Here is a 14,603-nt window from a genome sequence, read left to right as displayed (position 1 = left end):
GTTTGGAGTGTAATCAACAGTCCCTACCAACTCACTATGTTTTTGTCTGGTAACTAATTGAATAATAAATAGCCTAATGTGACAACCTAGCAACAGGTTTCCTTTCAGCCTAAACAGGTATACATACAAACAAATGAATTGCATCATGTCCGATTTTTGCGATACAATCAAGTCAAAGATAGTCAAAGTCAACTAGAACGTTGAGCGAAACGAGGTGACGAGATGCGTAATATTTCTGACATTATAGAAGGGTATTTGAAGTCGATTATCGAAGAGGAAGATAGTGCTTCTATTGAAATCAAACGAAATGAGATTGCTGAGAAGTTTCAATGCGTTCCTTCACAGATTAACTACGTGATTAAAACGCGATTTACAGTCGAGCGTGGCTACGCTGTAGAGTCTAAACGCGGAGGTGGGGGCTACATCCGGATTTATCGCGTGCGTACCAACTCCCGAAAAGACTTACTTGAACAAGCGCTAGAAGTTTTAGAAAGTGAAGCGTCCTCCACTATGGCGGAAGATGTGATTATTCGTTTAATTGAAGAACAAGTCATTACAGAGCGTGAAGCTAAACTGATGCTCGCGGCAGTGGGACGTACAACACTGCGTTATATGTTGCCTGAGCGTGATGCACTGCGATCGCGTATCCTTCGCGCCATGTTAGTTACATTAATATATGAAGAGATAGAATGAGGTGAGTCCCGATGCTTTGTGAAAACTGTAAAGAACGACCCGCTACTGTCGTGTTTAAACAAGAAACACCAAATGGTATAACAGAGCGCCATTTATGTGATAAATGTGCGTTTTATTCGCAGACATTTTCTTTCAGTCCTGATCAAGAACCTTTGTCGATTCAACAATTCTTGGCACACTGGTTAGGAGGTTCTGAAATATTTCCAGAACAGAAAACCGGTGAAACGCTTCCGGATGGTCCGAAATGTCCGAACTGTGGTTTAACCTTCCATCGTTTTCTCGACAGTGGAAAGTTTGGCTGTGCTACATGTTACGATGCATTTCGTGGACAGTTGCCAAGGGTGTTTGCAAAATTACACAACGGTCACGCGCAACACCGAGGGAAAATACCGGTTTCGCTTAATGAACGTTTTGCTTTAAAGAAAAAGCTTGAAGATATCCGTACGAAAATGCGAGAGGCCGTAGAAGATGAACGGTTTGAAGAAGCCGCATCTTTGCGGGATGAGGCGAATCAGCTGAAACAGCAACTGGAAGATGGAGGTGACGATCAACATGTCATTTGAAAAATTCATCAAACAGGAACTGACGGGTTGGATGGTAGCAGAAGGGGAACATGCCGACATCGTCCTATCCACAAGAATTAGACTGGCCCGCAACCTCCAAAAACACTTATTTCCAATAAGCGCGTCGCAAGAAGATGCAAATGATGTCAGTGAGGCATTGAATCATGCAGTCGAGACGATGGAGGATCACCACTTTACTGGTACTACTATGAAAGATTTAACACCACTTGAGAGACAAATTTTAGTCGAGAAGCACTTAGTCAGTCCGCAGTTAATTGATCCTAAAAAGCACGGATCTGTTCTACTGTCGGAAGATGAAACAATCAGTATTATGGTGAATGAAGAAGATCATATTCGCATTCAATGCATTTATCCAGGTTTTCAAATTGATCAGGCGTATGAACATGCTGATCAAGTAGACAGCGAGTTAGAAAAGAATTTAGACTATGCATTTGATGAGACGTTTGGCTATTTGACTAGTTGTCCATCCAACACAGGTACAGGAATGCGCGCATCGGTCATGATGCATTTACCTGCACTGACGATTACTAAACAAATTGAACGCATTATTCCAGCGATATCAAGGCTTGGAATGGTCGTAAGAGGAAGTTATGGAGAAGGCAGCGAAGCGCTCGGAAATATTTATCAGATTTCCAATCAAATCACACTAGGCAAATCAGAAGAAGAAATCCTGAAAGACTTGGAAAGTATTGCGAAACGTCTGATAGCGCATGAAAAGAAATCACGCGAACTATTATTGGCCAAATCGGAAGTTCACTTGGAGAATAGATTATTCAGAGCGCTTGGGACGCTGACACATTCACGGATTTTACCATCGGCAGAAGCGGCAAAATGTTTGTCTGACGTCCGATTGGGTATTGATTTAGGTATATTCGAAAATATCGACATGTCTATTTTGAATGAATTGATGATTTTCATGCAGCCGGGTTTCCTTCAGCAATATGCGGGTGCAGAATTAACATCAGATGAGCGTGATATCCTTCGTGCACAATTGTTCCGTAATCGGCTGGGTGTAGGGAAATCTTCTGTACCAGAGCAAGATACTGATCCATCGTGAGCAAAGTTTTTGCAAGTAGGATAAAGAAGATTTATAATTAATCAAAGATAGTCAAAGTCAATATGCGGATTTGGTTGTATCGCGAACTGACTTGAATATATATAAGTGATAGGAAACAAAGCAACGATGCGTTATTTTGCATAACATAGAGTATAGTCCACTGAATGAAGGAAAGAGGGGAATGAATATGATGTTTAATCGATTTACACAACGTGCACAAAAGGTTTTACAACTGGCCCAAGAAGAGGCAATACGTTTAAAACATGAATCTATTGGTACTGAGCATATTTTACTTGGTTTGATTCGAGAAGGTGGCGGCATCGCAGCGAAAGCTCTTGAAGCAATTAATGTGAATGCAGATACTATTGAACGTGAAGTAGAAGTTTTGGTAGGTGTGGGCTCTAAAGACGTGGGTCCGATTGTTCATTATACTCCTCGTGCAAAACGAGTTATCGAGTTATCTGTAGATGAGTCACGCAAACTGGGACATTCTTATATCGGTACTGAGCATATTTTATTGGCTTTGATTCGAGAAGGAGAAGGCGTCGCTGCACGCGTTCTAAATAATGCGGGTGTTAGTTTAAATAAAGCACGTCAACAAGTACTTCAGTTACTTGGTAATGATGAGAGTTCAGTTAATAATCCAGCGAATTCTGCATCAGCAGCAACACCGACATTGGATAGCTTAGCACGTGATTTAACTGAAATTGCACGTGAAGGTACATTGGATCCGGTAATTGGTCGTAGCAAAGAAATCACACGCGTTATTGAAGTCTTAGCGCGTCGCACGAAAAACAACCCCGTGTTAATTGGGGAACCAGGCGTTGGTAAAACAGCGATTGCAGAAGGCTTGGCACAGCAAGTAGTGAGTAACGAAGTACCAGAAATCTTACGTGATAAGCGCGTTATGACGCTTGATATGGGGACAGTCGTTGCGGGTACGAAATACCGTGGTGAATTTGAAGATAGAATGAAGAAGGTAATGGAAGAAATCCGTCAAGCGGGCAATATTATCTTATTCATCGATGAATTACACACGTTGATCGGTGCAGGTGGAGCAGAAGGTGCTATTGATGCATCCAACATCTTGAAACCATCTCTTGCACGCGGTGAACTACAATGTATCGGTGCTACAACACTTGATGAATATCGTAAATATATTGAAAAGGATGCAGCACTTGAGCGTCGTTTCCAGCCGATCCAAGTTGATGAGCCTTCAGTAGATGAAACGATACAAATTATCAAAGGCTTGCGCGATCGTTATGAGGCGCATCACCGTGTAAAGATTACAGATGAAGCAGTCGAAGCGGCAGCGAAAATGTCCGACCGCTATATTTCAGACCGTTTCTTGCCAGACAAAGCGATCGACTTGATTGACGAAGCTGGATCAAAAGTGCGCTTACGCTCGTATACTACTCCTCCTAACTTGAAGGAGCTTGAAGTGAAACTTGAAGCAATTCGTTCCGAGAAGAATGCAGCTGTTCAAAGCCAAGAATTTGAAAAAGCCGCTTCTTATCGTGATAAAGAGCAGAAGATGAAGGAAGAATTAGAAACAACGAAAGCCGCTTGGAAGGAAAAACAAGGACAGACTGAATCCGAAGTGACAGTAAATGATATTGCGTCTGTTGTAGCGATGTGGACAGGAATTCCTGTTGACAAGATTGCAGAGACAGAGTCAGCTAAATTACTGAACATGGAAGAGATTTTGCATCAGCGTGTCATAGGCCAAAAAGAAGCTGTGTTATCTATTTCGAAAGCTATCCGTCGAGCACGTGCAGGATTGAAAGATCCGAAGCGTCCGATTGGTTCATTCATTTTCCTAGGACCAACTGGTGTAGGTAAAACTGAACTGGGCCGTGCGTTGGCAGAAGTGATGTTCGGCGATGAAGATGCAATGATTCGCATCGATATGTCCGAATACATGGAGAAACATTCAACTTCTCGTTTAGTCGGATCACCTCCAGGATATGTAGGATATGATGAAGGTGGTCAATTAACTGAGAAGGTTCGCCGTAAGCCGTACTCAGTTGTATTGCTAGATGAAATTGAAAAAGCGCATCCAGATGTCTTTAATATACTATTACAAGTATTGGAGGACGGACGCTTAACAGATTCTAAAGGACGTACAGTTGATTTCCGCAACACGGTAATCATCATGACTTCGAACGTTGGAGCAACTGAATTGAAGAAAAACCGCTATGTCGGCTTTAATATTCAAGATGGTGAATCCGACTACGATGACATGAAAGAAAAAATGCTTGCAGAATTGAAGAAAACATTCCGACCAGAGTTCTTGAACCGTGTGGATGACATGATTGTCTTCCATTCATTGGAGAAAGAGCACTTACGTGAAATCGTCAGCTTGATGAGTGATGAACTTTCTAAGCGTTTGACTGAACAAGACATCGAATTGGTGTTGACTGAGTCCGCTAAAGATAAAATCACGGAAGAAGGATATGATCCGGAGTACGGAGCTCGTCCATTACGTCGTGCATTGCAAAAACATGTAGAAGATCGTTTATCTGAAGAGTTACTTGAAGGTAAAGTTCTGATGGGTGAAAAAGTGATCGTTGACGTAGAAGATGACAAGTTCATCGTACGCACGGAGAAACAAACAGTAGTAGCAGCAGAAAAATAATAATATGATGTTCCGGATAGCTCGCTCGCTTAGTTTTTAAAAAGCGCAGCGGGCTGTCCTTTTCGTATTTTTCAATAAGGAGAGAGTGTATGGCTAAGCGTAAATCGAAGTTCATGTGCCGTTCTTGTGGATATGAGTCAGCCAAATGGATGGGGCGCTGTCCTGGTTGTGGAGAATGGAATACGATGGATGAAGAAGTAGAGATCGTACAAAAAGGACCGCGTGCTGCATTTCAGCATGGTGAAAGAGTGAAGCAGAAAGCTTTACCGATTAGTCAGGTGGAAATGGCTGAAGAGCCGCGTGTCAAAACGGAATTAGAGGAATTAAACCGCGTACTTGGAGGCGGGATTGTTCCAGGCTCGCTCATATTAATCGGTGGTGATCCGGGTATTGGGAAATCTACTTTATTACTTCAAGTCTCGTCACTGCTTGCAAATCAACAACAGCGCGTACTGTATATATCAGGAGAGGAATCGATTAAGCAAACTAAGTTACGTGCGGAACGTTTAGGTGTGAAGTCAGATGAGCTATATATTTATGCCGAAACAGATTTAGCGATGATCAATGAAACTGTAGATGAAGTGAAGCCGAGATTTGTAATTGTGGATTCGATTCAGACTGTACATCATCCTGAAGTATCATCAGCACCAGGAAGCGTATCGCAAGTGCGTGAATGTACTGCGGAATTAATGCGCATAGCAAAGACGCAAAATATTGCGATATTCCTCGTAGGTCACGTGACAAAAGAAGGGCAAATTGCAGGTCCGCGACTGCTTGAGCATATGGTAGATACGGTGCTGTATTTTGAAGGTGAACGTCACCACACATACCGTATTTTACGAAGTGTCAAAAACCGTTTCGGTTCCACTAATGAAATTGCTATTTTTGAAATGTTGCAAGCGGGTTTAAAGGAAGTCTTAAATCCTTCGGAAATGTTTTTGCGTGAGCGATCGCAAGGTGGAGCGGGCTCTACCATTGTTGCGTCTATGGAGGGTACACGACCTATACTCGTTGAAATTCAGGCATTGTTGACAGCATCCAGTTTCAATTATCCGAAGCGCATGGCAACCGGATTGGATCAAAACCGCGTGCAGTTATTGATGGCAGTATTGGAAAAACGTGCGGGAATGCTATTGCAGACACAGGATGCGTATATTAAGGTTGCAGGCGGCGTTAAACTAGATGAACCAGCCATTGATTTGGCGGTTTTACTAAGTATCGTATCGAGCTTTAAAGACACTGCCGTCGGTGCGCGAGATTGTTTTGTTGGTGAAGTAGGGTTAACAGGTGAGGTTAGAAGGGTATCTAGAATAGAACAACGTGTGACGGAAGCGGCAAAACTTGGTTTTGATCGTATTATCATTCCATCCTCTAATCTGGGTGGTTGGGATGTCCCGTCAGGAATTGAAGTGGTCGGTGTGGAGACGGTAATGGAAGCATTAGGAATTGCATTCAGATAATAATCGTATACATAGCGACACCCGTAAAAATATAAGAAACATTCCCGTTGTTTAGATAGTCCTAGTAGGAGTGGTGAGGAATTTTTAGAAATTCCTCACTTAACCTAAGCGGCTAACTACAATTCGTTGTATACTATTAGGAAGGAAAAGGAGGTGGAAGAATATGTTGAAAAGAGTAGTCCAAGTTTCATTCTTATTAATCGGAGGAACTCTCGGTGTTTTATTCTTACCGTACTTATTCGCAATGTTTGAGTTTACATCACGCCCCATCATTGAAAACCCTTATGTGGAGGCAATCATAGGAGCTATCATTCTATTTTTATTAAGCTTATTTTTAACCGAGCCGATTGTGAATTTCATCAAATGGATTGAAGAAAGACTCTTGAAAGCACCGATCATGGACTTGTTATTCGGTACAATCGGATTAGTCGTAGGATTAATCGTTGCATTTTTATTCAGTTTCGGACTAAGTGCAATTGGTTTTCCGGTAGTGTCTTCAGTTGTGCCTGTTTTATTATCTATTCTTCTAGGCTATTTAGGTTTCCAAGTAGGTTTTAAAAAGTGGGAAGAGTTCATCAATGCATTTTCTAATTTACGCATGACAACAGCGAAAAAGAAAGAATCGGCAGAACCAGTTGTCACTCCACCACAAAAAGATGTATATAAATTATTGGATACTAGTGTCATTATTGATGGACGTATTGCAGACATTGTAGCAACAGGATTTTTACAGGGGATTTTAGTCGTGCCTCAGTTTGTGTTGACTGAATTACAGCATATAGCGGATTCATCTGATACATTGAAACGAACAAAAGGTAGACGTGGCCTAGATATTCTAAAGCGTTTACAAAATGATGATGGACCCCAAGTGCTGATTACGGATGAAGATATTCCGAATGTGGCAGAAGTAGACTTAAAGCTGGTCAAACTGGCGAAGAAAATGGATGGACTGGTTGTAACGAATGATTTCAACTTAAACAAAGTATCTGATTTGCATGGTGTTGCAGTTTTGAATATCAATGATCTTGCCAATGCAGTGAAGCCTGTAGTAATTCCGGGAGAAGAAATGCATGTGGTCGTTATAAAAGATGGTAAAGAACATAATCAAGGTGTTGCATACTTGGATGACGGCACCATGATTGTAATTGAGGATGGTCGTTCTCATATAGGAGAGGCTATTGATGTAGTAGTAACAAGTGTATTGCAAACATCGGCGGGTCGAATGATTTTTGCTAAACCCAAAGGCCGATAACTAGCATAGAAAGCAGAGTGACAAACGTGAAATATACAGTGATGATTCCTGCTGCGGGAAGCGGCAAACGAATGGGTGCCGGACAAAATAAGCTCTTCCTAAAAATAGGCGAGCATTCAATTTTGTATCACACAGTGGGTGTGTTTCAAGAAGACCCTAATTGTGAAGAGGTCATTATGGCCGTGAAACCGGAGGAACAAGCCGCCATTCAAAAGATACTTGGACAGCGTGCGCATGCAAAACCTATCACATTTGTAGAAGGTGGCGGTGAGCGACAAAACAGTGTTGCGGCTTGTATTGACGCGTATCAAGGGAATGGTGTTGTTCTCGTCCATGACGCGGCAAGACCTTTCCTAAAATCATCAGTCATTACGGAGCTCGTCAACACCGCGAATGAAAAAGGTGCGGCGATCGCGGCAGTCAAAGCAAAAGATACGATTAAGTACGCGGAAAACGGAGCAGTGAAAGAAACGTTAGACCGTGAAAAATTGTGGCTTGTACAAACACCGCAGGCATTCCAATATCAATTGTTGAAGGAAGCATCCGACTCGGCTATTCGAGATGGCTTTCTTGGTACTGATGAATCCATGCTAGTGGAACGGATGGGTCACGACGTGCAAGTGGTAGAAAGTTCATATGATAATGTAAAGATGACAACCCAAGAAGATCTCGCGATAGGCGAAATCTTACTGGCAAGAAGAAAGTAGGAGGAATAACCCCATGTTTCGAATCGGACAAGGTTTTGATGTACATGCATTTGAAGAAGGTAGACCACTCATTATCGGCGGTATCACGATTCCGCACACAAAAGGATTGATCGGTCACTCTGATGCGGATGTGTTATTACACACAGTAACAGACGCTGCACTTGGTGCGATTGGTAAAGTGGATATTGGCACACATTTCCCAGATACGGATGATGCGTTCAAAGACGCTGACTCTGCTATTTTATTGGAGAAAGTATGGACGATGGTAAAAGAAGAAGGCTATCGTTTAGGTAATATTGATTGTACGATTATTGCACAACGTCCGAAAATGGCGCCATATATCGGAGACATTCGTGAGCGCGTAGCAGAACTGCTTGAAGCAGATCTATCCCAAGTGAATGTGAAAGCTACAACTACGGAACGTCTGGGCTTCCCTGGACGTGAAGAAGGAATCGCAGCGATGGCAACGATTTTACTGATGAAAAACCAGTAACTTTCAAAACATCTTCTAGAGTGTTAAAATAGATAGGAAATTATATAAGAACGTAATCAATTCGAAACGGAGAGGTAAATATTATGACACAAGAAGTACGTGTGCGTTATGCACCGAGTCCAACAGGCCAACTACATATTGGTGGAGCGCGGACCGCGTTATTTAACTATTTATTCGCTCGTCACTATGACGGGAAATTCATTGTTCGTATTGAAGACACGGATACAGCACGAAATATTGAAAGTGGTGAACTATCACAACTTGAAAACTTAACGTGGCTCGGTATCCATCATGACGAATCAATTGATATTGGCGGAGAATACGGACCGTATCGTCAAATGGAACGTCTGGATTTATATAAGAAGTATGCAGATGAAATGCTTGAAAATGGACATGCTTATAAATGTTTCTGTACTCCTGAAGAGCTAGAAGCAAAGCGTGACGCACAGATAGAAGCGGGAATCGCAGCGCCTATGTATGATGGAACTTGCCGCCATTTGACAGCGGAACAAGTTGCAGAAAATGAAGAGGCAGGAAAATCTTACAACATCCGTATGCGTGTTCCTGCAGACGTTACGTATACAATCGATGACCTTGTGCGCGGTGAAGTCACATTTGAATCAAAAGACATCGGTGACTGGGTAATGGTGAAGACGAATGGTATTCCTACGTATAACTTTGCGGTAGTAGTGGACGATCATTTGATGAAAATCTCACATGTTTTCCGTGGAGAAGAGCATTTGACGAATACACCGAAGCAACTAATGGTATTTGACGTATTCGGTTGGGACCACCCACGATTCGGTCATATGACGCTAATTGTCAACGAAGAACGAAAGAAGCTTTCAAAACGCGATGAATCCATCATTCAATTCATTACACAATATAAAGATTTAGGTTATTTGCCGGAAGCGATGTTTAATTTCTTCGCATTGCTTGGTTGGTCGCCTGTCGGAGAAGAGGAGATCTTCTCGCATGACGAACTGGTTGAGCAATTTGATGAGTCACGTTTGTCCAAATCACCATCGATGTTCGATACGGATAAGCTAACGTGGATGAATAATCAATATATTAAAAAACTCTCTTTAGAAGAAGTAATTGAATTAACATTACCTCATCTACAAGCTGCAGGATTGGTTTCAGAAAATATGTCAGCTGAAGAACAAGTTTGGGTACACGATTTAATCGCGCTATACCAAGGTCAATTGAGCTTCGGTGCTGAAATCGTTGAGCTATCTGCCCAGTTCTTCCATGACACAGTGGAATATGATGAAACAGCATCAGAAATTTTGGCAGGTGAACAAGTGCCAGAAGTAATGACGTCACTTAAGAAGCAACTTGAAGAACTAGAAACTTTCGATGCACCGTCGATTAAAGCAGCGATTAAGGCTGTGCAAAAGGAAACAGGACATAAAGGCAAAAATTTGTTCATGCCTGTGCGTGTAGTAGCAACGGGTGAGACATCAGGGCCTGAATTGCCGGACGCAATTGCGTTGATTGGGAAAGAAAAAATTATTCAACGCGTTGGAAAATTCGCAAAATAATCAATATTGACATTTCGATGATATTCTGTAAAATGAATCTAATATGAAATCGTCATATGAAAAGCGTTGAGAAGGAAAGTAGATAATGAATGCTCTCTAGAGAAGGTCATCTAGGCTGGAAATGACCTGAGTTGTTCACTATCGAAATGCACCTTTGAGCGATGAGCCGAAACTTTTAGTAGGCCATACGTATAGTCTGCGTTAAAGACATTAAGCGGGGAACAAGTATGTTCTCAAGCGGAGTGGAACCACGCAATTAATGCGTCTCTGTCATCATGAGTGACGGGGGCGCTTTTTTTCATCTCAAGAAATTACTGTGAACTAGGAAACGCGACCAGATATAAGAAGAAAAAGGGGGAAGTTCATTGTTCAAACGTATGAAAGAGGATATTCGCTGTATTTTCGATCAAGACCCAGCGGCCCGCAGTACAATTGAAGTAGTTTTAACATATTCGGGGTTGCATGCCATTTGGATGCACCGTATTGCACATGCATTTTACAAGCGTAATCTTCGGTTTTTGGCTCGTGTAGTTTCACAAGTCAGTAGATTTTTCACGGGTATCGAGATCCATCCAGGAGCAGTGATCGGTAGACGTCTATTCATTGACCATGGGATGGGTGTAGTCATAGGGGAAACATGTGAGATTGGTGATGACGTGACGCTGTATCAAGGGGTTACATTGGGTGGAACGGGAAAAGAAGGCGGAAAGCGACATCCGACACTTCATGACAACGTGCTGGTCGCGTCGGGCGCTAAAGTCCTGGGCTCCATAACGGTTGGTGAGAACAGTAAAGTAGGAGCGGGTTCGGTTATCTTAAAAGAAGTGCCGCCCAATTCCACGGTGGTTGGGATACCTGGAAAAATCGTTATCTCAAATGGAGTACGTGTAAAAAGTAAGCTGGATCATTCTACACAAGACCCGATTGAGGATGAAATCAAACGATTAGAAAAGCAAATTCAAGAGTTGAAACTGCGTACTGAGCAGCTGGAAACTGTGAATGAAGAAAAGGGAGATTTACATGAGCGTTCAACTTTATAATACATTAACAAGGAAAAAAGAAAAGTTTGTTCCGATAGAAAAGGGAAAGGTCAAAATGTATGTCTGTGGACCAACCGTCTATAACTATATTCATATTGGAAACGCGCGTCCTGTAATTGCATTTGATACGGTTCGGCGCTATCTAGAATATCGCGGCTATGAAGTAAATTACGTTTCAAACTTCACGGACGTAGACGATAAGATCATTAAAGCAGCCAATGAATTAAATGAAGAAGTTGGAGATTTAACTGAGCGTTTTATCGCAGCGTATCATGAAGATGTAAGTGCTCTTGGCTGTGAGGAAGCGACAGCACATCCGCGTGTAACTGAGCATATTGATGATATTGTGGTATTTATTCAAGTCCTAATCGATAAGGGGTTCGCTTATGAATCTCGTGGAGATGTCTACTTCCATACGCGTAAATTCGAAGGGTACGGGAAGCTTTCTCACCAGTCTATCGATGAATTAAAAGTCGGTGCACGGGTGGAAGAAAATACGATCAAAACAGATCCGCTTGACTTTGCGCTTTGGAAATCAGCTAAAGATGGCGAGATCTCGTGGGATAGTCCGTGGGGGAAAGGTCGTCCGGGTTGGCATATCGAATGTTCGGTTATGGCTAAAGAACTTCTTGGTGACACAATTGATATTCATGCAGGAGGGCAAGACTTAGCGTTCCCACATCATGAAAATGAAATTGCGCAGTCCGAAGCAGCTACAGGAAAAACCTTCGCTAACTACTGGATGCACAATGGTTATATTAATATCGATAACGAAAAGATGTCGAAATCACTAGGTAACTTTATTTTGGTGCATGATATCCGTAAGCAAGTCGATCCGAAAGTACTTCGTTTCTTCATGCTATCCGTGCATTATCGTCACCCGGTTAACTTTGCACAGGAACTTGTGGAGAGTGCAGCAAATGGATTGGAACGTATCCGCACAGCATATAGTAACTTGCAACACCGACTGTCGATCTCTGCAGATCTGGCTGAAGACTCTGAGCTTTGGTTAAATAAAATCAACGAACAAATCAAAGCATTTGAAACGGCAATGGATGACGATTTCAATACAGCCAATGCGATAGCATCAATTTTTGAACTATCTAAGCAGGCTAACGTCTATTTGCTAGAGAAAAACACAGATCGTCGCGTGCTTCAACAATTTATTGATACATTGGATAAATTAATGGATGTACTTGGTTTGCCGTTTGAAAACGAAGGTGAATTAGTGGATGACGAAGTGGATGCGTTGATTCAGGAACGTCTGGATGCGCGGAAGAATCGTGATTTTGCACGATCGGATGAAATTAGAGATCAACTAAAAGAACAAGGTATTTTATTGGAAGATACAGCGCAAGGTACTCGCTGGAAAAGAGGGTAAAAACGTGGGGGATTTACGTGATATAGACGTCAAACAACTCAATGCACTTGCGCTTGCTTATATGGGCGACGCGGTATACGAAACGGCGGTCAGAGAGCATTTACTGCGTATGGGGCGCGTGAAACCACAAATTTTGCATAAGGAGGCTACACGCTTTGTCTCTGCGAAAGCGCAAGCGCGTATTATCCTGACGATGAGAGACCAGCAAATTCTGACAGAGGAAGAGTTGGCAGTAATGCGCCGCGGTCGCAATGCCAAAGCGGGATCAGTCCCTAAAAATACTGATGTTACTACGTATAATTATAGCTCGGCATTCGAAGCGGTTCTCGGGTATGTCCATTTACTCGGTCGACAAGAGCGTCTGGCTGAACTAATAGAGACGGCGATTCGATTAGTGGAGCATCCTGAGGAGGAAAAAGTATGACAGAGCTAGAAGTTGAACTGATTGGCGGAAGAAATCCTGTAGTGGAAGCACTGCGTTCCGGCAGACAACTGAATAAAATTTGGGTGGCAGAAGGCGTTAACAAGAAAAGTATCGGTGAAATTATGAAGCTTGCTAAAGATGCAGGGGTAGTTATACAAACGGCACCGAAGCAGAAACTTGATGGTATGACCGATTTGAGTCATCAAGGAATTCTTGCGTCGGTTGCCGCTTATGATTATGCGGAGTTAGAAGATTTATTTGCTATTGCTAAAGAGCGACAAGAGGATCCGTTCTTCATCATCTTGGATGAATTAGAAGATCCGCATAACTTAGGTTCTATTTTACGAACAGCGGATGCCTCTGGAGTTCATGGTATCATTATTCCAAAAAGACGTGCGGTTGGTTTAACAGGTGTGGTGGCCAAAGCATCAACAGGTGCGATTGAGCACATACCTGTTGTTCGAGTAAATAACTTGTCTCAAACTGTGGACGAGCTAAAGAAACAAGGGGTATGGATTGCAGGAACAGATGCATCCAACTCTACAGATTATCGCCATATGGATGCTACATTACCTTTAGCAGTCATTATAGGTAGCGAAGGAAAAGGAATGTCCCGCATATTGCGCGAAAGATGCGATTTTCTCTATAGTTTGCCTATGGTAGGTAAAGTTACGTCTTTGAATGCTTCAGTAGCGGCAGCGTTGTTGATGTATGAAGTTTTACGAAAGCGTCAATCCGCCCAGGCTACGTCATGAAGAAAGACGTGCTACTCGTTGATGGTTACAACATCATCGGTGCGTGGCCCGAACTACAGCAATTGAAGCAAGAAGATTTTGCGCAAGCGCGTGATCGACTCATTGAACGGATGGCGGAATTCCAGGCGAATAAAGGATGGCGCGTTATCGTAGTATTTGATGCTCATCTAGTACCGGGTATCGAGAAACGTAAAAAACAATATCGAGTCGAAGTGGTCTTTACAAGAGAAAACGAAACAGCTGATGAACGCATTGAAAAACTGGTGTCCGAATTAACCGATCGATTAACACAAATCCATGTGGCCACTTCCGATCTTGTAGAGCAATGGGTAGTATTTGCTCAGGGTGCGCTTCGCATCTCCGCACGAGAGCTGGAAATCGCCATGAAAGAAGTAGATCGCGTGATTGCGTTAAGATTAAAGGATTCATTAGAACGACGGCCTATCTCAAAGATTCCATTAACAGATGAAGTAGCGGCAGAGTTCGAGAAAATGAGACGTGGCGGAAAATGAGTGGTTGACGTGAAAAATTACCGCGTCTATACTGACTTATAAAACCAATTAGTACTCTGGGGT

The 14,603-nt window shown here is 42.5% G+C and carries 14 protein-coding genes and 1 other annotated feature; all 14 genes read left to right on the top strand.

Going from position 1 to position 14,603, the window contains the following annotated elements; translation table 11 throughout:
• Positions 1–222: 222 nt before the first annotated feature.
• The 14 genes from SporoP32a_RS08455 to SporoP32a_RS08390 all read left to right on the top strand — a co-directional run bounded on the left by SporoP32a_RS08455 (position 223) and on the right by SporoP32a_RS08390 (position 14,540).
• The gene (locus tag SporoP32a_RS08455) at positions 223–693 is read left to right on the top strand and encodes a CtsR family transcriptional regulator (protein WP_085427489.1); all 471 of its coding nucleotides are present in this window, start codon (positions 223–225) and stop codon (positions 691–693) included.
• An 11-nt stretch (positions 694–704) separates the two neighbouring features.
• Complete coding sequence (locus SporoP32a_RS08450; protein WP_085427488.1) at positions 705–1,256, top strand: UvrB/UvrC motif-containing protein; 552 nt, start codon at positions 705–707, stop codon at positions 1,254–1,256.
• A complete protein-coding gene (locus SporoP32a_RS08445; protein ID WP_085427487.1) occupies positions 1,246–2,334 on the top strand; it encodes a protein-arginine kinase McsB in 1,089 nt (362 codons plus the stop codon). Before SporoP32a_RS08450 ends, SporoP32a_RS08445 begins: the two co-directional genes overlap by 11 nt.
• Before the next feature lie 187 nt (positions 2,335–2,521).
• Positions 2,522–4,972: an ATP-dependent Clp protease ATP-binding subunit gene (locus SporoP32a_RS08440; RefSeq protein ID WP_085427486.1), complete on the top strand. Its 2,451-nt coding sequence runs from the start codon at positions 2,522–2,524 to the stop codon at positions 4,970–4,972.
• A gap of 89 nt (positions 4,973–5,061) precedes the next feature.
• A complete protein-coding gene (gene radA / locus SporoP32a_RS08435; RefSeq protein ID WP_085427485.1) occupies positions 5,062–6,432 on the top strand; it encodes a DNA repair protein RadA in 1,371 nt (456 codons plus the stop codon).
• 163 nt (positions 6,433–6,595) lie between these two features.
• Complete coding sequence (locus SporoP32a_RS08430; RefSeq protein WP_085427484.1) at positions 6,596–7,684, top strand: PIN/TRAM domain-containing protein; 1,089 nt, start codon at positions 6,596–6,598, stop codon at positions 7,682–7,684.
• Between the two features lie 26 nt (positions 7,685–7,710).
• Positions 7,711–8,391 (top strand): 2-C-methyl-D-erythritol 4-phosphate cytidylyltransferase, encoded by a 681-nt coding sequence (ispD, locus tag SporoP32a_RS08425; protein WP_085427483.1) that lies wholly within the window; start codon positions 7,711–7,713, stop codon positions 8,389–8,391.
• A gap of 13 nt (positions 8,392–8,404) precedes the next feature.
• Positions 8,405–8,884: a 2-C-methyl-D-erythritol 2,4-cyclodiphosphate synthase gene (ispF, locus tag SporoP32a_RS08420; RefSeq protein WP_085427482.1), complete on the top strand. Its 480-nt coding sequence runs from the start codon at positions 8,405–8,407 to the stop codon at positions 8,882–8,884.
• An 83-nt stretch (positions 8,885–8,967) separates the two neighbouring features.
• Complete coding sequence (gene gltX / locus SporoP32a_RS08415) at positions 8,968–10,428, top strand: glutamate--tRNA ligase (RefSeq protein WP_085427481.1); 1,461 nt, start codon at positions 8,968–8,970, stop codon at positions 10,426–10,428.
• A 57-nt stretch (positions 10,429–10,485) separates the two neighbouring features.
• Positions 10,486–10,700: a binding site (T-box leader), on the top strand.
• Between the two features lie 93 nt (positions 10,701–10,793).
• Positions 10,794–11,468, top strand: coding sequence for a serine O-acetyltransferase (cysE, locus tag SporoP32a_RS08410; RefSeq protein WP_085427480.1), 675 nt, complete (start codon positions 10,794–10,796; stop codon positions 11,466–11,468).
• Entirely contained in the window at positions 11,449–12,849 is a 1,401-nt protein-coding gene (cysS, locus tag SporoP32a_RS08405; RefSeq protein WP_085427479.1) for a cysteine--tRNA ligase, read from the top strand. The genes cysE and cysS overlap by 20 nt, the downstream gene beginning before the upstream one ends.
• A 4-nt stretch (positions 12,850–12,853) precedes the next feature.
• On the top strand, positions 12,854–13,273 hold the full coding sequence (locus tag SporoP32a_RS08400) for a Mini-ribonuclease 3 (RefSeq protein WP_269466770.1): 420 nt from the start codon (positions 12,854–12,856) through the stop codon (positions 13,271–13,273).
• Positions 13,270–14,028, top strand: coding sequence for a 23S rRNA (guanosine(2251)-2'-O)-methyltransferase RlmB (gene rlmB, locus SporoP32a_RS08395; protein ID WP_085427478.1), 759 nt, complete (start codon positions 13,270–13,272; stop codon positions 14,026–14,028). Before SporoP32a_RS08400 ends, rlmB begins: the two co-directional genes overlap by 4 nt.
• Complete coding sequence (locus SporoP32a_RS08390; RefSeq protein ID WP_085427477.1) at positions 14,025–14,540, top strand: NYN domain-containing protein; 516 nt, start codon at positions 14,025–14,027, stop codon at positions 14,538–14,540. Before rlmB ends, SporoP32a_RS08390 begins: the two co-directional genes overlap by 4 nt.
• The last annotated feature ends 63 nt before the right edge of the window (positions 14,541–14,603 follow it).

Source organism: Sporosarcina ureae, from assembly GCF_002109325.1.
Lineage (GTDB): Bacteria > Bacillota > Bacilli > Bacillales_A > Planococcaceae > Sporosarcina > Sporosarcina ureae_C.
The sequence above is the reverse complement of the archived record's forward strand: the minus strand, read 5'-3'. Positions and strand labels throughout refer to the sequence as shown.

What these genes read in the sequence shown, in the direction of transcription:
- SporoP32a_RS08455 (WP_085427489.1), top strand. Translation starts at nt 223, where the DNA reads ATGCGTAATATTTCTGACATTATAGAAGGGTATTTGAAGTCGATTATC.
- SporoP32a_RS08450 (WP_085427488.1), top strand. Translation starts at nt 705, where the DNA reads ATGCTTTGTGAAAACTGTAAAGAACGACCCGCTACTGTCGTGTTTAAA.
- SporoP32a_RS08445 (WP_085427487.1), top strand. Translation starts at nt 1,246, where the DNA reads ATGTCATTTGAAAAATTCATCAAACAGGAACTGACGGGTTGGATGGTA.
- SporoP32a_RS08440 (WP_085427486.1), top strand. Translation starts at nt 2,522, where the DNA reads ATGATGTTTAATCGATTTACACAACGTGCACAAAAGGTTTTACAACTG.
- radA (WP_085427485.1), top strand. Translation starts at nt 5,062, where the DNA reads ATGGCTAAGCGTAAATCGAAGTTCATGTGCCGTTCTTGTGGATATGAG.
- SporoP32a_RS08430 (WP_085427484.1), top strand. Translation starts at nt 6,596, where the DNA reads ATGTTGAAAAGAGTAGTCCAAGTTTCATTCTTATTAATCGGAGGAACT.
- ispF (WP_085427482.1), top strand. Translation starts at nt 8,405, where the DNA reads ATGTTTCGAATCGGACAAGGTTTTGATGTACATGCATTTGAAGAAGGT.
- gltX (WP_085427481.1), top strand. Translation starts at nt 8,968, where the DNA reads ATGACACAAGAAGTACGTGTGCGTTATGCACCGAGTCCAACAGGCCAA.
- cysS (WP_085427479.1), top strand. Translation starts at nt 11,449, where the DNA reads ATGAGCGTTCAACTTTATAATACATTAACAAGGAAAAAAGAAAAGTTT.
- rlmB (WP_085427478.1), top strand. Translation starts at nt 13,270, where the DNA reads ATGACAGAGCTAGAAGTTGAACTGATTGGCGGAAGAAATCCTGTAGTG.
- SporoP32a_RS08390 (WP_085427477.1), top strand. Translation starts at nt 14,025, where the DNA reads ATGAAGAAAGACGTGCTACTCGTTGATGGTTACAACATCATCGGTGCG.